General features: G+C 75.1%; 16 protein-coding genes and 2 pseudogenes. 12 read left to right on the forward strand and 6 right to left on the reverse strand.

The window, feature by feature from the left end:
• Positions 1-62: 62 nt before the first annotated feature.
• Entirely contained in the window at positions 63-1,034 is a 972-nt protein-coding gene (locus GT045_RS08270; RefSeq protein WP_161333773.1) for a fibronectin type III domain-containing protein, read from the reverse strand.
• Between the two features lie 435 nt (positions 1,035-1,469).
• Here GT045_RS08270 and GT045_RS08275 point away from each other — a divergent pair.
• Positions 1,470-2,159: pseudogene (locus GT045_RS08275) on the forward strand (glycoside hydrolase family 75 protein); the annotation flags it as partial.
• Positions 2,160-2,561: 402 nt separating this feature from the next.
• Here the strand turns inward: GT045_RS08275 and GT045_RS08280 are convergent.
• The 3 genes from GT045_RS08280 to dhaK form a co-directional block, all read right to left on the reverse strand.
• Positions 2,562-2,972 (reverse strand): PTS fructose transporter subunit IIA, encoded by a 411-nt coding sequence (locus tag GT045_RS08280; RefSeq protein WP_161292404.1) that lies wholly within the window; start codon positions 2,970-2,972, stop codon positions 2,562-2,564.
• Positions 2,965-3,573 carry a dihydroxyacetone kinase subunit DhaL gene (gene dhaL, locus GT045_RS08285; protein ID WP_161292406.1) on the reverse strand — a complete coding sequence of 203 codons (609 nt, stop codon included), beginning with the start codon at positions 3,571-3,573 and terminating at the stop codon, positions 2,965-2,967. Before dhaL ends, GT045_RS08280 begins: the two co-directional genes overlap by 8 nt.
• Before the next feature lie 66 nt (positions 3,574-3,639).
• Positions 3,640-4,632 carry a dihydroxyacetone kinase subunit DhaK gene (gene dhaK, locus GT045_RS08290; RefSeq protein WP_161333775.1) on the reverse strand — a complete coding sequence of 331 codons (993 nt, stop codon included), beginning with the start codon at positions 4,630-4,632 and terminating at the stop codon, positions 3,640-3,642.
• 559 nt (positions 4,633-5,191) lie between these two features.
• Here dhaK and GT045_RS08295 point away from each other — a divergent pair.
• Positions 5,192-6,037 (forward strand): helix-turn-helix transcriptional regulator, encoded by an 846-nt coding sequence (locus GT045_RS08295; RefSeq protein WP_161333776.1) that lies wholly within the window; start codon positions 5,192-5,194, stop codon positions 6,035-6,037.
• Between the two features lie 312 nt (positions 6,038-6,349).
• Here the strand turns inward: GT045_RS08295 and GT045_RS40405 are convergent, their stop codons facing one another.
• On the reverse strand, positions 6,350-6,478 hold the full coding sequence (locus GT045_RS40405) for a hypothetical protein (RefSeq protein ID WP_272921473.1): 129 nt from the start codon (positions 6,476-6,478) through the stop codon (positions 6,350-6,352).
• 232 nt (positions 6,479-6,710) lie between these two features.
• Here GT045_RS40405 and GT045_RS08300 point away from each other — a divergent pair, with 232 nt between their 5' ends.
• A complete protein-coding gene (locus GT045_RS08300) occupies positions 6,711-7,055 on the forward strand; it encodes a DUF3040 domain-containing protein (protein WP_161333777.1) in 345 nt (114 codons plus the stop codon).
• A 185-nt stretch (positions 7,056-7,240) separates the two neighbouring features.
• Here the strand turns inward: GT045_RS08300 and GT045_RS08305 are convergent, their stop codons facing one another.
• On the reverse strand, positions 7,241-7,804 hold the full coding sequence (locus GT045_RS08305; protein WP_161294943.1) for a hemerythrin domain-containing protein: 564 nt from the start codon (positions 7,802-7,804) through the stop codon (positions 7,241-7,243).
• Between the two features lie 473 nt (positions 7,805-8,277).
• Here GT045_RS08305 and GT045_RS08310 point away from each other — a divergent pair, with 473 nt between their 5' ends.
• The 9 genes and pseudogenes from GT045_RS08310 to GT045_RS08350 all read left to right on the forward strand — a co-directional run.
• On the forward strand, positions 8,278-9,288 hold the full coding sequence (locus GT045_RS08310; protein ID WP_161294941.1) for an NAD-dependent epimerase/dehydratase family protein: 1,011 nt from the start codon (positions 8,278-8,280) through the stop codon (positions 9,286-9,288).
• Between the two features lie 33 nt (positions 9,289-9,321).
• On the forward strand, positions 9,322-10,956 hold the full coding sequence (locus tag GT045_RS08315) for a carbamoyltransferase C-terminal domain-containing protein (RefSeq protein WP_161333778.1): 1,635 nt from the start codon (positions 9,322-9,324) through the stop codon (positions 10,954-10,956).
• Positions 10,953-11,948: a glycosyltransferase gene (locus GT045_RS08320; protein WP_161333779.1), complete on the forward strand. Its 996-nt coding sequence runs from the start codon at positions 10,953-10,955 to the stop codon at positions 11,946-11,948. The genes GT045_RS08315 and GT045_RS08320 overlap by 4 nt, the downstream gene beginning before the upstream one ends.
• Positions 11,945-12,487 carry an HAD-IIIA family hydrolase gene (locus GT045_RS08325; protein ID WP_161333780.1) on the forward strand — a complete coding sequence of 181 codons (543 nt, stop codon included), beginning with the start codon at positions 11,945-11,947 and terminating at the stop codon, positions 12,485-12,487. The genes GT045_RS08320 and GT045_RS08325 overlap by 4 nt, the downstream gene beginning before the upstream one ends.
• Complete coding sequence (locus tag GT045_RS08330) at positions 12,484-13,494, forward strand: glycosyltransferase family 9 protein (protein ID WP_161333781.1); 1,011 nt, start codon at positions 12,484-12,486, stop codon at positions 13,492-13,494. Before GT045_RS08325 ends, GT045_RS08330 begins: the two co-directional genes overlap by 4 nt.
• Positions 13,491-14,453 carry a glycosyltransferase gene (locus GT045_RS08335; RefSeq protein WP_161333782.1) on the forward strand — a complete coding sequence of 321 codons (963 nt, stop codon included), beginning with the start codon at positions 13,491-13,493 and terminating at the stop codon, positions 14,451-14,453. Before GT045_RS08330 ends, GT045_RS08335 begins: the two co-directional genes overlap by 4 nt.
• Positions 14,450-15,682, forward strand: a complete 1,233-nt coding sequence (locus GT045_RS08340) for a glycosyltransferase (protein WP_161294111.1) — start codon at positions 14,450-14,452, stop codon at positions 15,680-15,682. Before GT045_RS08335 ends, GT045_RS08340 begins: the two co-directional genes overlap by 4 nt.
• Before the next feature lie 434 nt (positions 15,683-16,116).
• A pseudogene (locus GT045_RS08345) lies at positions 16,117-16,650 on the forward strand (SIS domain-containing protein); the annotation flags it as partial.
• A 251-nt stretch (positions 16,651-16,901) separates the two neighbouring features.
• A partial coding sequence (locus tag GT045_RS08350; protein WP_237538446.1) for a PfkB family carbohydrate kinase occupies positions 16,902-17,632 on the forward strand: 731 nt, incomplete at its 3' end.

Consider the following 17,632-nt stretch of genomic DNA (forward strand, 5'->3'; position numbering starts at 1 on the left):
GGGGCATGGGCGTGGGCGTGGCGGGGCCGGGGGCGGCCGGGGGTGGCCGGCCGGTGCGGCCGTCAGCTGCCCGTGGTCACCGACCTGCTCGCCGAGTAGCCGCCCCAGGTGCCGTCGGGCAGCCGCGCCCGCAGCCGTACCCGGTGCTCCTCCCCGGCCGCGGTGCCCAGGTAGAAGCTGTGGTGCGCCCGGCCGGGGGGCGGTGTACCGCCCCAGACGAGCGAGGTGGCCGTGGTGCCGTCCAGCTGGATCTGGTACTCGGTGATCACGCCGTCCACGCTCGGCGGGTCCCAGGCCAGGTCGATGTAGTAGGCGTCGCCGGAGCGATGGGTGCCGACGGTGAACCCGGTGGGCGCGGTGTTCCGGCCGTCGTCGCTGCCCGGGGTGGTGAGGCGGACCGGCGTGCCGGCGGGGGAGAGGTTGTCGGCGGCGTCCCGGGCCCGCACCGTGAAGACGTAACGGCTGCCGGGGCGCAGTCCCGTGAGCACGGTCGCGGTCTGACTGCCGCCGACGCTGTGGATCTTCACGCCGCCCTGGTAGACGTCGTACGACAGCACGCCCCGGTCGTCCCGGGACGCCCCCCAGGACAGCTGGACGGCACGGCTGCTCACCGCCCGCCCGGTCGTCCTGTCCGGCCGGGTCGGGGCCGAATGGTCGGCCGCCGACACGGCCGGTGTCCGCGCCCGGACCGCCCGGCTCGGCGGGCCCAGCCGGCCCGCGGTGTCCCGGGCCCGCACGGTGAAGGCGTACATGGTGGACGGCCTGAGCCTGATGACGTCCACCATGTGCTGCGCACCCGGTACTTCGGCCACCTTTGTGGTGCCGCGATAGACCTCGTAGGAGCGGACGCCGGCACCGCCGGGTGCCGCGTTCCACATCACGTGCACGGTCGTGGCGCTGCCCGCCGCGGCGGTGATGCCGGCCGGAGCACCTGGCATCCGGCCCTCGCCGTCGTCGGCCCGGCCCCAGCCGCAGGACACGACCAGCAGCAGCGCGCCGCAGACCAGCACGAGGGGAAGGGGAACGCGTCGCACGGCACTGCCCTCCCGGACGGCCTCGGCATGACGTAAAGGTCCGGACCAATATGGCCCGGCCGGTGCGGTCACAGCAAGGGGGCCGTGTTGCCGACCCTCGCCGGGCATTACGTATGCTGATCCTTCCGGTGGTCGAACTTCCCTGGGCCAAAAGGGAGTTCGCTCCGGTGGCGCGGACACGCTGTCGTCGCCGATCCCGCGCCGGAGCGGGTGGCCGGGGGTCCGTTTCCGCTACCCGGCCCGGGCCCCCGGCCCCCGTCACCCCTGTCGCCGGTCCACTCCCCACGGGCCGTCCCCGCCCCCGCTGTCCCCTTACGGGGTGTCAGGAACGTGCTCCATACGGCCCCTTCGCGGCAAAAGCCGTGGTCGCACGCCCGGACCCGCAGCACAGTGTGCTCGATGTCCGAAATGTCCCCAACGAGAGGGTCCCCCATCGTGCGTGTCCCGTCCCTGACGCTGGCCGCCGCCGGCGCCGCCCTGCTGGCCCCGGCGGCGCTGCCCGCCCCGGCCACCGCCGTACCGCCTCCCGGGCGGTCCGCGGCCCGTGGCGAGCGCGAGGTCACCGCCGCCGACCTCCTGTCCCGGGTCGGCAGGTGCAAGCAGCTCTCCCGGGGCCGGTTCCGCACGGATGCGGACGACTCCGCGACCGTCAAAGTCTGCGGCACCCACGACGCCGTCTTCTGGAAGGCCGACCTGGACATCGACTGTGACGGCCGCCCCACCGCGCACTGCAACCGCCGCACCGACCCGATGTTCGCCGCCACCACGGCGTTCCAGCAGTCGGACGGCCGCCACCTGAACGCCGAGAAGCTGCCCTACATCGTGATCCCGGCGCCCAGCCGCCGCTGGAACCCCTGGAGGCACGGCGTGCGCGGAGGCGCCGTGGCCGCCCTCGTCTACCGCGACAGGGTGCGGTACGCGGTCGTCGGTGACACCGGCCCGCGCGACCTCATCGGCGAGGCGTCCTACGCCACCGCCCGCGCCCTCGGGATCCGGCCCGACCCCCGTGACGGCGGAGTCCCCTCCGGCGTGACGTACATCGTCTTCCGGAACTCCAGGGTCAGCACCGTCGAGGACCACGCGGAGGCGGTGGAGACGGGGAAACGGCTGGCCGGACGCTTCGTGGCACACCACCGGCCGTCCCCGAGGAACGCCGACCGCCGGCCGGATCCCCAGAACACCGACCACCGCCCGGCTCCGAAGAACACCGACCACCGCCCGGCTCCGAGAGACACCGGGCACCGGCCGGCTCCGAAGAACACCGGGCACCGGGCGGCCCCGAAGGACACCGGCCACTGACGAACCCCGGCAGCCGCCGGCCGACAGCGAGTCGCCGGGCCTCACCGGCCGACAGCGAGTCGACGGGGAGCCACCGGCCGCCGGCGAGCCCCCGGGACGCGCCGGTCGCCGGCGGGCCCCGGGACTCCCCGGCACGGTCCGGCTCCGGTGGGCGGAACACCGCCCACCGGCGGGCCGCAGGCACCGCTCGGGGCGGACACCAGGCCCGCCCCGAGCCGAGCCTGCGGATCATGCCTTCCGGTAGCTGTACGCTTCCGCCGCCGCGGCCTCGACCGCGTCCAGGTCGGCGCCCGCGGCCGCGGTGACCACCGCGGCCACCGCGCCCTCGACGAACGGCGCGTCCACCAGACGCGTGCCCTCCGGCAGTTCGTCACCCTCGGCGAGCAGCGCCTTCACCGTGAGCACCGCGCTGCCGAGGTCGGTGAGCACCGCCACCCCGGCGCCCCGGTCCACCGAGGCCGCCGCGGCGGAGATCAGCTCGGCGCTGGTGCCCAGGCCGCCGTCCTCGGTACCGCCCGCCGGGGCCACCGGTACCGCGGTCGCCCCGCCCGCCAGGCTCTTCGCCAGATCCCCGACCGAGGCGGCCACCTCCGCGCTGTGCGACACCAGCACGATCCCGACCAGCTTCTCCTCACTCACCGTCCGCCTCCGCCGTGTCGGCCAGCGCGGCGATCAGCAGCGCCGACGAGGTGGCCCCCGGGTCCTGGTGGCCGATGCTGCGCTCGCCCAGATAGCTCGCGCGGCCCTTGCGGGCCTGTAGCGGCGTGGTGGCCTCCGCTCCCTCCTCCGCGGCGGCCCGAGCCGCGGCGAAACCGGACGCCAGCGCGTCGGCGGCCGGCAGCAGGGCGTCGATCATGGTCTTGTCACCGGGGGCCGCCCCACCGAGTTTCATCACCCCGTCCACTCCCTCGCGCAGCGCCGCGGCCAGCTGTTCCGCACCGACCTCGGCGGTGTCACCGAGCGCCTTGCCCGTCCGGCGCAGCAGGGTGCCGTACAGCGGCCCGGACGCGCCCCCGACCGTCGAGATCAACTGCCGTCCGGCCAGGGTCAGTACGGCGCCCGGGGTGCCGGGTGCCTCCTTCTCCAGGGCGGCTGTCACGGCCCGGAACCCGCGCTGCAGATTGCTGCCGTGGTCGGCGTCCCCGATGGCCGAGTCGAGTGCGGTGAGCCGCTCCGCCTCACGTTCGACGGACGCGGCGGCCGTCGTCATCCAACGACGGAAGAAGTCGGCGTCGAGCACGGTGCCTCCTCGCGTGGTAGGGATGCCGGCCGTGCGGCCGGGCCGGTGACCGTACGCTCCGCCGGATCACATCCCCCAGCGCAGGGCCGGGGTCCTGACCGGAGCGTCCCACAACCGCAGCAGTTCCTCGTCGACCTGGCACAGCGTCACCGAGGCGCCCGCCATGTCCAGGGAGGTGACGTAGTTGCCGACGAGGGTGCGGGCCACGGGGACGCCGCGTTCGCGGAGCACCCGCTGCACCTCGGCGTTGAACCCGTACAGCTCCAGCAGCGGGGTGGCGCCCATGCCGTTGACCAGTACCAGGACGGGACTGCGCGGTGGCAAGTCCTCCAGGACGGCGTTGACCGCGAAGTCGGCGATCTCCCCGGAGGTCATCATCGGCCGCCGCTCCCGGCCCGGCTCACCGTGGATGCCGATGCCCAACTCCAGCTCGCCGTCGGGCAGGTCGAAGGTCGGGCTGCCCTTGGCCGGGGTCGTACAGGCGCTGAGGGCCACACCGAAGCTGCGCGAGTTCTCGTTGACCTGGCGGCCGATGGACTCCACCCGCTCCAGCGACTGCCCCTCCGCCGCGGCGGCACCCGCGATCTTCTCCACGAAGAGGGTCGCGCCGGTACCCCGCCGGCCGGCCGTGTAGAGGCTGTCGGTGACCGCGACGTCGTCGTTGACGAGCACCTTGGCGACCTGGATGCCCTCGTCCTCGGCCAGCTCGGCCGCCATGTCGAAGTTGAGCACGTCACCGGTGTAGTTCTTGACGACGAAGAGGACCCCGGCCCCGCTGTCCACCGCCGCGGCGGCCCGCGCCATCTGGTCCGGCACCGGCGAGGTGAAGACCTCCCCGGGGCAGGCGGCGGCGAGCATGCCCGGCCCGACGAACCCGCCGTGCAGCGGCTCGTGTCCGGAGCCGCCGCCCGACACCAGGGCGACCTGTCCGGGCACGGGGGCGTCCCGGCGGACGATCACCCGGTTGTCCACGTCCACGTTCAGGTCGGGATGAGCCGCCGCCATACCGCGCAGCGCGTCCGCCACGACCGTCTCCGGTACGTTGATCAGCATCTTCATGCCTATCTCCCAGAAGGATGAGCAGGTGAGTTCCTGACCGGTGTCCTTGCTGTCCGGGTTGTCCGGGCTGTTCGGGTGATCCGGGCTGTCCGGGCCGGTCGCGGCCGGTGGCCGGGGCCGGTGGGCCGGTGCGGCCCGCAGCGGATTCCGGCGGTGCTGACGCCGACGGGACGCCGGCTTGACCGATGAGTCATCGGAACCCCCTGAGCACGCCGTGGGGCAGGTGGACAGAACCTTGCTCCTCAGTATCGGTCCTGCGGCAGGGAAGGTCATGTTCGTCGCGGGGTTTCCTCCCCCGGCCGCCGTACGGACCGGTCCGCCGCACCCGCCCCGGCCGCACGGGCCGGTCCGCCGCCCCCGCCCCGTCTGCCGTACGGAGTCGGCTCTCACCCCCGGCGGCCGTACGGACCTGGCCCCCGCCCCGGCGGCCGTACGGAGTCGGCCCCCGCCCCGGCGGCCGTACGGACCCGGCTCCGCGGTCGCCCCGGCCGACGGCCACGCCGAGCCTGGGGGCGGCAGGGCCAGGCACGGTGCTCGCCGGGCTCGTAGGATCGGCGGCATGAACAGGCCGAACGCACTGGGGGAGTACCTGCGGGCCCGTCGCGAACTGACCGACCCCGCGGTCGCCGGGCTGCCGGTCGTGGGTGTACGCCGTACCCCCGGACTGCGCCGTGAGGAGGTCGCCACCCTGGCCGGGATCAGCGCCGACTACTACCTCCGCCTCGAACAGGGCCGCGACCGCAACCCCTCGCCCCAGGTGCTCCAGGCCCTCGCCCGGGTTCTCCGGCTGGACGAGATCGCCACCGAGCACCTGCTGAGCCTGACCGCCGCGCGCCCGCGCGCACCCCGGCGCCCGCGCCGCGAGACCGTGCCGACCGGGATCCTGCAGCTCCTCGACGCGGTCAACCTTCCCGCGTTCGTGGAGAGCCGCAGGTTCGACGTGCTCGCCGCCAACCGGCCGGCCACCGCCGTGTCACCGAACATCCGGCCCGGCGTCAACCGGCTGCGCGCGATCTTCCTCGACCCCGCCGAGCGGGATCTCTACCCGGACTGGGAACAGGCGGTCAGGGGCCTGGTCGCCGGGTTCCGTGCCTCCGTGGGCAGCGACGTCGACGACCCGCGGACCGTCCAGCTCGTCGGTGAGCTGTCCCTGGCCAGCGACACGTTCCGGCGGCTGTGGGCCAGGCACGACGTCTCCGCGCTGGCCGGAGGGACGATGCGGCTGCGTCATCCCCGGCTCGGTCCGCTCGAACTGCGCCGGGAGAAGCTGCCGCTCAGCGACTCAGGCGGCCAGATCCTGGCCATCTATCACGCCGAGCCGGGCTCGGCGTCGGCCCTTGCGCTCGACGCACTCGCGTCGTCGGAGCCCGCCCAGGCGCCCCGCACGTCGGCGGCGGACGCCTGAACCCCGCGTGCTTTAAGAGCCGCGACGGCCTCTGCCGTCCCGCCGCACCGCCGTCCCGCCGCACTGCCGCACTGCCGCACTGCCGCACTGCCGTGCCGACGGTGCCGTACCGCCGTACCGCCGTACCGCCGTACCGCCGTACCGCCGTACCGCCGTGCCGCCGTGCCGCCGTGCCGCCGTGCCGCCGTGCCGCCGTGCCGCCGTGCCGCCGTGCCGACGGACTGTCGCACCGCCGTACGGCACCACGGCCGCAGCGCCGGTACTGCCGTCGTGCCGCACCGGGGGCCGACGGTCTGAGCCGTATCCCCTGCCTCAGGCCGTCAGAAGGACGTTGACGAGGGCGATCAGTACGCAGGCCGCGACGGCGGCCACGACCACCCAGGGCCACAGGGGGCGTTCCCCGGACGGTCGCGTCCGAGTGGGCTCGGGCACGGTGGGCATGGTGGCTCCTCGCGGGCGGACGACGGGCTGGGACACCTCCATCGTGGGGCGGCGGGCGAGGGTGGTCACTCCGGCCGGCCACCGGCTTCCGGTGGAGTTTTTCCCACCCTGGACGTCCCCGAGGACACCAGGGGCCCCTCCTGTGCCCGGGAGCCGCATCGGCCGCGCCGTCCGGGGAACTCGGTGGCCCGGGACCGGGAGGTCCCCGGCCGGCGGGAGAGGCGGCGTCGCCGTGGACGAGTGGGAGATGTGGGACATGCACGACGAGGTACGGCTGTCGGCGCGCGAGCGGCTCGCGCTGTTGCAGATCGAGGCGAATCTCGGGCAGGACCGCCGGTTCGCGCGGCGTATGGGCGCGGCACGTCAGGGGCTGTGGCTGCCGGTGGCGGTGCTGCTGCTGGTGGCCGCGTCGGTGTTCGTCGCCGTCATGGGCATCCTCACCTCGGATCCCGCGCTGCTGTGGTGCTTCGCGCTGCTGTGGCCGGTCACCCTCTTCCAGGCGTTCCGCCTGCTGTGCCGCGCGGGCCGCCCCCGCGCCCGGCCGCGCCCCGGCGCCCAGATGACCCCGTGGCTGTGAACCCGGGCGGGCCTACGCACGACTGAACGCCCGGCTCGGGCCCGTGGCCGCGACGTACGGACCGAGGGCGTGCGCGGGGTGTGCGACCGAGCGTGCGGGCGGGCCCGGAGAGCGGGCCCGGAGCGACCATCGCTCCGGGCCCCGGCCCACACGCTCGGTCCGCTCGGTCCGCACGGTCCGCCGGATCAGCTCTCCTTGCCCCGTCCCGACAGCGCGTCCCGCATCCGGTCGACCAGACCGGTGCCCGGGGCCAGCAGCTTGTTGGCCGGGGGAGTGTCCGGTGCCGACGGGTGCGGCCGGGTCGGCGCCATCTTCTTCGCGCGGCGCACCTTGTCGCCCAGCTCCATCAGCGCGTCCGCAGGACAGGCCGACTCCAGCCGCGGGAAGAGGTTCTGCTCCTCGTCGGCGACATGGGAGCGGATCTCGCTCATCAGCTGCGTCATGAGTGTGTCGAACCGGGGGTCGTCCGCCCGGCAGCCCTCCAGGTCCTTCATGATCTGCTCGGCCCTGGCGTGATCCTCGATCTCCTTGTCGGCCAGGGCGTCGCCGCCCGTCACGTGCTCGCGCACCGCCGGGTAGAGATATGCCTCCTCGGCGACCGAGTGGCGGACCAGTTCGATCGTGGCCTGGTCGCAGAGGTTCTTGCGTTCCTCGGAGCCGGGCGGCAGCGCCTCGATCCGGCCGAAGATCTCCTCGACCTCACGGTGATCGGTGGTCAGTTCCTGGATGACGTTTCCGCCGTGACCCATCGTCGTTACCTCCTGCGTGACACGCGGCGGCCCGTCGACGGGCCGCCGTCGCCGCGCAGAGTTCCCCGGAACACGGCGCGCCACACGGCCGGCGACGTCCGCCGCCGCCATTCGGCTCACGCGCGGCACGGGCGACGGGCGCCGGGAGGCGCGCAGGTCCGCAGCGTGGTAATGAAAGCGTCGGAGTCGCGCAAGAACGCCCGATTCCGGACAATAAGAATCCAACGTATGAAAACAACTGGCATGGGAACCCTCAGTGCCAGTGCCGTCCAGCCAGTGGCGGCAGACCCAGGGCGGTCCTCCGGACGAGTGGGACCCAAGCCCTGTCCTCCTCCTCTCGAACGGGCCGACGACGTCGGGCCCGGTGACGCGGCACGCACCCGACTCCCGCGCAGCGCCTCCGCGGTGCGCGCGGGCGGCACCTGACGGGGCGTGCACGGCGCGGACGAAGGACGACGAAGGGAATAGCCCCCATGACTGGTGACACACCGTTCTCCTGGCGGCGCGCCCTCGTGACCGGCGGCGCTGGCTTCCTCGGCTCCCATCTGTGCGAGCGGCTGCTGGATTCAGGAGTCGAAGTCGACTGTGCCGACAACCTGGCCTGCGGGCGGCGCGAGAACGTCGCGCACCTGGAGGACCGGCCGGGCTTCCGTTACGTCCACTGCGACGTCTCCGCGGCCGAGTGCCCCACGCGGCTGACCGGCCCGTACGACCTGGTCCTGCACTTCGCCTGCCCGGCCTCGCCCGCCGACTACCTGCGAATGCCCCTGGAGACCCTCGACGTGGGCAGCCTCGGCACCCGCAACGCCCTGGCCATCGCCGAACGCGACGGCGCGCGCTTCCTGCTCGCCTCCACCTCGGAGGTGTACGGCGACCCGCAGGTGCACCCGCAGCACGAGGGTTACTGGGGCAACGTCAACCCGATCGGGCCGCGCAGCGTGTACGACGAGTCGAAGCGGTTCGCCGAGGCGCTCGCCACCGCGCACATGGGCACCCGCGGCACGAACGCCGGGATAGTGCGGCTGTTCAACACGTACGGGCCGCGGATGCGGGCCCACGACGGCCGTGCCGTGCCCACCTTCATCTGCCAGGCCCTGGCCGGCGAGCCGCTGACGGTGACCGGCGACGGCAGCCAGACCCGCTCGCTCTGCTACGTCGACGACACGGTCGACGGCATCCTGCGGGTGGCCCGGAGCAGGTCCGTACGGCCGGTGAACATCGGCGGCAGCGAGGAGATCACCGTCGCCGACCTGGCCCGCCGCGTGGTCGCCCTCACCGGCTCCCGCTCGCCCATCGCCTTCATAGACCGGCCCGTGGACGACCCCGGGCGCCGCCGCCCCGACACCACCCTCGCGCGCGAGCTGCTCGGCTGGTCGCCGCAGGTGCCGTGGGAGGAGGGCCTGAAGCAGACCATCGCCTACTTCGCGGCCCTGCCCCCGCAACCCGTACCGGGCGTGGAGGACCCGGCGTCCGCGCAGTCCTGACCCCCCGCCCCTCCCCGGCCCTGGAGACAGCGCATGCACGTCCTCGGTATCAACGCACTCTTCCACGACCCCGCAGCCGCCCTGATCACGGACGGCAAGGTCGTGGCGGCGGCGGAGGAGGAGCGGTTCTCCCGCCGCAAGCACGGCAAGCGGCCCGTACCCTTCGCCGCCTGGGAACTGCCCGGGCAGTCGGCCCGCTGGTGCCTGGAGCAGGCCGGCCTCACCCCGTCCGGCCTGGACGCCGTCGCCTACTCCTACGACCCGTCCCTGGCCCGTCCCGCCGAGCGGATGGGGCTGCACGACCCCTGGGACCACCTGCGTCAGCAATACGCCCGCGAGGCGCCGGACTTCCTCGCCGAGGCACTCCCCGGACTCGACCCGGCCAAGGTCAGGTTCGTACCCCACCACGTCGCGCACGCCGCCTCCGCCGGCCCCGTCTCGCCCTACCCCGACTGCGCGGTCCTCGTCCTGGACGGCCGCGGCGAGTGCGGCTCCCACCTGGCCGGCCGCTACACGAGCCGGGAACTGACGGTCCTGGCCACCCAGGCGCTGCCCGACTCCCTCGGCCTGTTCTACGAGGACCTCACCCAGCACCTCGGCTTCCTGCGCAGCAGTGACGAGTTCAAGGTGATGGCACTCGCCTCCTACGGCACCCCGCGCTTCGCCGGACGCCTGCGGGAGTACGTCAGCACCGATGGCGAAGGCGGCTTCCGGGCGCGCCCGGTGCCCTGGGCCGACCTCGTCCCGGCGCGCCCGCCCGGCGGGCCGTGGAGCGACGACCACGCCGACCTCGCCGCCAGCGCCCAACTCTGCCTGGAGGAGGCCATGCTGGCCCTCGCCCGGTGGCTGCGCGAGCACACCGGGGAGGACGCGCTGACCCTGGCCGGCGGTGTCGCCCTCAACTGCGTGGCCAACACCCGGCTGTGGCGGGAGAGCGGCTTCAGGCACATCTGGGTGCAGCCCGCCGCCGGTGACGCCGGAACGGCCCTGGGCGCGGCGGCGCACGTCGCCGGGGAGAAGGACACCCTGGAGCCGATGCCGACGGCCGCCCTGGGCCGCGGCTGGAGCGACGCCGAGCTGCGCGCGTGGCTGGAGCGGGCGGCCGTGCCGTACGAGGAGCCCGCCGACATCGCCGAGACCGCCGCCGAGGCGCTGGCCGCCGACGGCATCGTGGCCTGGTTCCAGGGGCGCAGCGAGTACGGGCCGCGCGCGCTCGGGCACCGCTCCCTGCTGGCCCACCCCGGCAGGGCCGCCAACCTGGAGCGCCTCAACGCGGTCAAGGGACGCGAGGAGTTCCGGCCCGTGGCGCCCATGGTGCTCGCCGAGCGCGCGGGGGAGATCTTCGACGGTCCGCTGCCGAGCCCGCACATGCTGTTCGTGCACGAGGTGGCCGCCGGCTGGCGGGACCGTATCCCGGCCGTGGTCCACGTCGACGGCACCGCCCGCATCCAGACCGTCGACCGGACCGAGGAGCCGCTGGTGGCCCGCATGCTCGACGGCTTCGAACGGCGTACCGGACTGCCGGTGGTGGTCAACACCAGCCTGAACACCGCGGGGCGCCCCATGGTGGACGATCCCCGGGACGCCCTGGAGTGCTTCGGCTCGGCACCCGTGGACCTGCTGGTGCTCGGCCCGTTCGCGATCCGCCGCGGGAAGGCGTTCGCATGACCGGCGCACCCGCCTACACCGTGGTCGTGCCGACGATCGGCCGCCCCTGCCTCGCCGAGTGCCTGCGCGCGCTCGCCGCGGCCGGGGACCATCCGCCGCACGAGGTGATCGTCGTCGACGACCGGCCCGCGCCGGAGGGCGGCCTGGCACTGGAGACCGCCGGCCAGCTGCTCGACCGCGTGCGCACCCTGAGCACCGGCGGCAAGGGGCCGGCCGCCGCCCGCAACGCCGGCTGGCGCACCGTCCGCACGCCCTGGACGGTGTTCCTGGACGACGACGTCCAGGTGCTGCCGGACTGGTCCCGGCGGCTCGCCGAGGACCTGCGCGCGGCCGGGCCCGAGGTCGGCGGCGTCCAGGGGCGGTTGCGTGTCCCGCTGCCCCCGGACCGCCGGCCCACCGACTGGGAACGCACCACCAAGGGCCTGGAGAACGCCGCCTGGGCCACCGCCGACATGGCGTACCGCACCGAGGCCCTCAAGCGGAGCGGCGGTTTCGACGAACGCTTCCCCCGGGCCTTCCGCGAGGACGCCGACCTCGCCCTGCGCATGCAGCGGGCCGGCTGGGCCCTGCTCCGCGGCACGCGTGTCACCCGGCACCCGGTCCGCCCGGCCCACTGGTGGGCCTCCCTGCCCGCGCAGCGCGGCAACGCCGACGACGCCCTGATGAACCGGCTGCACGGCCGCGACTGGTGGGACCGCGCCCAGGCGCCCCGCGGCCGGCTGCCCCGCCACCTGGCCGTCACCGGCGCGGCCCTCGCCGCTGCCTCGTGCGCCCTGGCCGGACGGCGCCGGGCCGCGACGGCCTGCGCCGCCCTGTGGACACTGGGCACCGCCGAGTTCGCCCTCGCCCGCATCCTGCCCGGACCGCGCACCGGTCGCGAGATCGCCGGGATGCTCGGGACCAGCGTGCTCATACCGCCTCTCGCCGTACGGCACTGGCTGCGCGGAGTCGTCCGCCACCGGCACGCGCGGCCGCTGGGAGGTGCCGGATGACCGGCCTGTCGGCGGTGCTGTTCGACCGCGACGGCACCCTCGTGGCGGACGTGCCGTACAACGGCGATCCCGGCCGGGTCCGTCCCCTGCCGGGTGCCGCGGAGGCCGTCGCGCTGGCCCGGTCCCACGGCTTGGCCACCGGCGTGGTCAGCAACCAGTCCGGCATCGGCCGCGGACTGCTCACGGTGGGGCAGGTGCTCGCCGTCAACGCGCGCGCCGACGAGTTGCTCGGCGGGCTGGACACCTGGGTGTTCTGTCCGCACGCACCCGACGCCGGCTGCGCCTGCCGCAAACCGCGGCCCGGCCTCGTCCGCGCGGCCGCCGCCCGGCTGGGCGTGCCGGCCGCCGCGTGCGTGGTGATCGGCGACATCGCCGCCGACGTGCTGGCCGCGCACGCGGCGGGCGCGCGGGGCGTGCTCGTCCCCAACGCGGCCACGGCACCGGCCGAGGTGAAACGTTTCTTCGGCCAGAGTGCCCCCGACGTGCTCACCGCCGTACGGACCGCCCTGGACATGACTTCGGGGAGGGCGCCGTCGTGAAGACCCTCGTCGTCCGGCTCGACAGCTTCGGTGACGTGCTGCTCGCCGGCCCCGCCGTCCGCGCCGTGGCCGCCCGCAGCGCCCACGTCACCCTGCTGTGCGGTCCGTCCGGCGCGGACGCCGCCCGGATGCTGCCCGGCGTGGACGAGGTGCTGGTCTGGGAAGCCCCCTGGGAGGGCTTCGACCCGCCCCCGGTCACGCTGCCGGACATCGACACCCTGCTCGGGCGGCTGCGCGCCGGGTCCTACGACACCGCGCTCGTCCTCACCTCCTTCCACCAGAGCCCCCTGCCCACCGCCCTCCTCCTGCGGCTCGCCGGCGTCGGCCGGATCGGTGCCGACAGCGCCGACCACCCCGGCCGGCTGCTCGACGTGCGCAACCGGCGCCGGGCCGGCCGGCACGAGGTGGAGGCCGCCCTCGACACCGCCGCGGCCATGGGTTTTCCCCCGCCCCCCGGCGACGACGGACGCCTGCGCGTCCTCCCGCCCCCGGACACCGGAGCCCTCACCGGCCGCGGCCCGTACGTCGTCCTGCACCCGGGCGCCAGTGCCCCCGCCCGCGCCTGGAGCCCCCACCGCTGCGCCGAGGCGGCCGGCCTGCTCGCCGACGCCGGGCACCGCGTCGTCGTCACCGGCGGCCCCGCCGAGACCGCCCTCACCCGGCAGGTCAGCGGCGACGCGGCCGTGGACCTCGGCGGCCGGACCGGCCCGCGCGCCCTCGCCGGGGTGCTGCGCATGGCCGACGTCGTGATCAGCGCCAACACCGGACCCGCCCACCTCGCCGCCGCCGTCGGCACCCCCGTCGTGTCCCTGTTCGCACCCGTGGTCCCGGCCGAGCGCTGGGCGCCGTACGGCGTTCCCGTCATCCTGCTCGGCGACCAGTCGGCGCCGTGCGCGGACACCCGGGCCCTCACCTGCCCGGTGCCCGGCCACCCCTGCCTGGACGAGGTCACCGGGCAGGACGTGGTGCGCGCGGTGCACAAGCTCATCCAGGAGCGGCACTCATGAACATCCTCGTCTGGCACGTGCACGGATCCTGGCTCACCGCCTTCGTGCAGGGCCCGCACACCTACCTGGTCCCGGTCACCGAGGACCGCGGACCCGACGGCCTCGGCCGGGCGGTGACCTGGGACTGGCCGGCCTCCGTACAGGAACGGACCCCGGCCCAGCTGCGCGACTGCGACATCGACCTGATCGTGCTGCAACGGCCGCACGAACTCGATCTGGCCCTGCGCTGGACCGGCCGACGCCCCGGTGTGGACGTGCCCGTCGTCTACGTCGAGCACAACAGCCCCGACGCCTCGCCCGAGCGGCAACGCCATCCGCTCGCCGGCCAGCACGGCATCCCGATCGTCCACGTCACCCACTTCAACCGGCTCATGTGGGACAACGGCCGGGCCCCGACCGAGGTCGTGGAACACGGCATCGTCGACCCCGGCCCGCTGTGGACCGGCACCGAGCGGCGCGCGGCCGTCGTCGTCAACGAGCCCGTGCGCAGGGGCCGTACGACCGGCACCGACCTGCTGCCGCGGTTCGCGCGGTCCGCACCCCTGGACGTCTTCGGCATGCGCACCGAAGGACTCGCCGCACACCTCGGCCTGCCGCCCGAGCGCTGCCGTGCCCGGGACCTGCCCCAGCACGAACTGCACCGGGAGATGGCCCGGTGCCGCCTCTACCTGCACCCCGTGCGCTGGACCTCGCTCGGACTGTCCCTGCTGGAGGCCATGTTCCTCGGCATGCCCGTGGTCGCCCTGGACACCACCGAGGTCCGGGAGGCGGTACCCGACGGCGCCGGGGTCGTCTCGAACCGGCTCGACGTCCTGGAGGACGCCGTACGCGCCTTCCTCGCCGACCCCGAACTGGCCCGCACGACCGGCACGGCGGCCCGGACCGCGGCCCGGGCCCGCTACGGAGAGCGGCGCTTCCTGGACGACTGGGAGCGCCTGATCAAGGAGGTCACCCGATGAGCCGCATTCCCCACACGGCCGGGCGCGTCGCCATGGTCTCCGAACACGCCAGCCCCCTGGCCGCGCTCGGCGGACCGGACGCCGGCGGCCAGAACGTCTACGTCGCCCAGGTCGCCCGGCAACTCGCCCGGAAGGGATACCGGGTCACCGTCTACACCCGGCGGGACTCGGCGGGCCTGCCGGACCGGGTGACCCTCATCGACGGCGTACAGGTGGTGCACGTGCCCGCCGGACCGCCCGCGCCCGTCCCCAAGGACGACCTCCTGCCGCACATGGCCGCGTTCGGCGACTTCCTGGCCCGGCAGTGGGCCAAGAACCCGCCCCACGTGGTGCACGCCCACTTCTGGATGTCGGGCCTGGCCGCCCTGGCCGGCGCCCGCGGCCTCGGCATACCCGTCGTGCAGACCTACCACGCTCTCGGCACGGTGAAGAAGCGCTACCAGGGCGCCGCCGACACCAGCCCGCCGCAGCGCCTGGCCGTCGAGGAGGCCATCGGTCACGAGTGCGCCCGGATCATCGCCACCTGCAGCGACGAGGTGGCCGAACTGAAGGCCATGGGGCTGCCGGAGGACCGGATCGGGGTCGTCCCCTGCGGCGTCGACCCCGACCAGTTCGCGCCGGTCGCCGGCGACCGCCCGCCCGGCGCCCGCAGACGGCTGCTGGCCGTCGGCCGGCTCGTGCCGCGCAAGGGCTTCGACCGCGCCATCCGCGCCCTGGCCGGCGTCCCGGACGCCGAACTCCTCATCGCCGGCGGCCCGGAGACCGACCTGCTCGGCGCCGACCCCGAGGCCGCGCGCCTCGCCGCCGTCGCGGCGGAGTACGGGGTCGGTGACCGGGTCACCCTGCTCGGCGGGGTCGGCCGGGCCCGGATGCCCCGGCTGATGTCCAGCGCCGACCTGGTGCTGTCCCTGCCGCTGTACGAGCCCTTCGGCATCGTCCCGCTGGAGGCCATGGCCTGCGGCACGCCCGTCGTCGCCACCGCGGTCGGCGGCCAGCTCGACACGGTCGTGGACGGTACGACGGGGCTGCTGGTCCCGGCCGACGACGACCACGACCTCAGCGCGGCCCTCCGCGCCCTGCTCGCCGACCCCGACCGGCTCGCCCGCTACGGAGCCGCCGGCCGCGCCCGGGTCCTCGCCCACTACACCTGGGACCGGGTGGCCGACGGCGTGGCCGGGGTGTACGACGCCGTGTCCTCCATCCGCTCGCTCTCGGGAGTCCTCCGATGAAGACAGCCACCACCGGCACGTACGGGAACCAGGGCGAGCCCGAGCGCGGGAGCCAGGGAGCGTCCGGGCGCGGGGGTCAGGGAGCGTCCGGGCGCGGGGGCCAGGGCGTGTCCGGGCGCGGAAGGCACGCCGGGTCCGGGCGCGAGGAGAAGGACGGCCGCCCCGGACGCGGGGGGACGCGCGGCGGGCCCGGGACCGATGAGACGCGCGGTGGATCCGGGGGCGGTGAGACGCGCGGTGGATCCGGGGGCGGTGAGACGCGTGGCGGGGCCGGGGGCGGTGAGATGCGTGGCGGGGCCGGGAACGGTAGGGCGCGTGGCGGGGCCGGGGGCGGTGAGACGCGTGACGGATCCGGGGCCGGTACGGCGCGCGGCGGGCCCGGGGCCGACGGGGGCCGCGGGCGGGTCGTCACCGACACCACCCACTGCGACGACCTGACCAAAGCCCTGGAGACGTTCCGCGACCGCGGTCCGCTGATCGAGCGCTGGGGCACCGAGCTCGCCCGTCGGCTGGGTTCCGGCGCCCGGCTGCTCGTCGCGGGCAACGGCGGCAGCGCCGCCCAGGCCCAGCACCTCACCGCCGAACTCGTCGGGCGCTACCGCGACGACCGCCCGCCGTTCTCCGCGGTCGCCCTGCACGCCGACACCTCCTCCACCACCGCCATCGCCAACGACTACGGAGTACAGGAGGTGTTCGCCCGCCAGACCGCGGCCCACGGCCGCCCCGGCGACGTGCTCCTGCTGCTGTCCACCAGCGGTGCCAGCGCCAACCTGCTGGCCGCGGCCGACCGGGCACACCGGACCGGCATGTCCGTGTGGGCGCTGACCGGGCGGTCACCCAACCCCCTGCAGCTCGGCGCGGACGAGGCGTTGTGCGTCGACGCGCCCGCCGCCGCGACCGTCCAGGAACTGCACCTGGTCGCCGTGCACATGCTGTGCGAGGCGTTCGACCGGGCCGTGGAGCGGGGCGATGCGTTCGACCGGACCGACGGCACCGACGGCACCGACGAGGACGGCAGCGCTCGCGACGGCAGCGGTGGTGACAGTGGTGCGGGGTCGGGCGTCGTGTCCGGCTCCGACGGCGGTGCGGGGTCGGGCATCGGTTCCGGCTCCGACGGTGGTGCGGGGTCGGGCGCAGTGTCCGGCTCCGACGGTGGTGCCGGGTCCGGCGCCGTGTCCGGCACACCCGGAGCACCCACCCCGTCGACGGAGGGACACGCATGACCGACTCCCGGACGCCCTTGGTGGTCGTGGGCGACGCCCTGCTCGACCACGACCTGTGCGGCCGAGCCGAACGGCTGGCCCCCGACGCGCCCGTGCCCGTCGTCCACGGCACCCGGCGCAGCTCCCGCCCCGGCGGCGCCGCCCTCGCCGCGTGTCTCGCCGCGGCCGACGGACGCCCCGTCACCCTGGTCACCGCCCTCGGCCCCGACGCCGCCAGCGACACCCTCCGGGAACTGCTCGCCGGGCGGGTCACCCTGGTCGAGGTGCCACTGGAGGGCACCCTGAGCAGCAAGACGCGTGTCATGGCCGGCGACCGCCCGCTGCTTCGCCTCGACGACGGCGAGGGCCGCGCCCGCGAGGCGACGCCGCAGGCGGTCTCCGCGATCGCGGCAGCCGCAGGAGTCCTCGTCGCCGACTACGGCCGCGGTACCGCCGACGTCCTGCGCGACGCACTGGCCCACACGGAGGCCCCCGTCGTCTGGGACCCCCATGTGCGCGGCCGGCCCCCGGTCCCCGGCGTCCGCCTCGCCACGCCCTCGGCCCAGGAGGCCCGCGCCTTCGCCCGGCAGCTTGACGACCGGGACAGCGGCGAGACACCGGGACTGCGCACCGCCGCCCGCGACGCCCGCGCGCTCGTCGGCGCCTGGCGGGCGCGGGCCGTCGCGGTCACCCTGGGCGACCGCGGGGCCCTGCTGTCCCATGGTGAGACCCCGCTGCTCGTACCGAC

It is taken from the genome of Streptomyces sp. SID486 (assembly GCF_009865385.1).
In the GTDB taxonomy this organism is placed as follows: domain Bacteria; phylum Actinomycetota; class Actinomycetes; order Streptomycetales; family Streptomycetaceae; genus Streptomyces.

What these genes read in the sequence shown, in the direction of transcription:
- dhaK (WP_161333775.1), bottom strand. Translation starts at nt 4,632, where the DNA reads ATGAAGATGCTGATCAACGTACCGGAGACGGTCGTGGCGGACGCGCTG.
- GT045_RS08295 (WP_161333776.1), top strand. Translation starts at nt 5,192, where the DNA reads ATGAACAGGCCGAACGCACTGGGGGAGTACCTGCGGGCCCGTCGCGAA.
- GT045_RS40405 (WP_272921473.1), bottom strand. Translation starts at nt 6,478, where the DNA reads ATGCCCACCGTGCCCGAGCCCACTCGGACGCGACCGTCCGGGGAACGC.
- GT045_RS08305 (WP_161294943.1), bottom strand. Translation starts at nt 7,804, where the DNA reads ATGGGTCACGGCGGAAACGTCATCCAGGAACTGACCACCGATCACCGT.
- GT045_RS08310 (WP_161294941.1), top strand. Translation starts at nt 8,278, where the DNA reads ATGACTGGTGACACACCGTTCTCCTGGCGGCGCGCCCTCGTGACCGGC.
- GT045_RS08315 (WP_161333778.1), top strand. Translation starts at nt 9,322, where the DNA reads ATGCACGTCCTCGGTATCAACGCACTCTTCCACGACCCCGCAGCCGCC.
- GT045_RS08320 (WP_161333779.1), top strand. Translation starts at nt 10,953, where the DNA reads ATGACCGGCGCACCCGCCTACACCGTGGTCGTGCCGACGATCGGCCGC.
- GT045_RS08325 (WP_161333780.1), top strand. Translation starts at nt 11,945, where the DNA reads ATGACCGGCCTGTCGGCGGTGCTGTTCGACCGCGACGGCACCCTCGTG.
- GT045_RS08335 (WP_161333782.1), top strand. Translation starts at nt 13,491, where the DNA reads ATGAACATCCTCGTCTGGCACGTGCACGGATCCTGGCTCACCGCCTTC.
- GT045_RS08340 (WP_161294111.1), top strand. Translation starts at nt 14,450, where the DNA reads ATGAGCCGCATTCCCCACACGGCCGGGCGCGTCGCCATGGTCTCCGAA.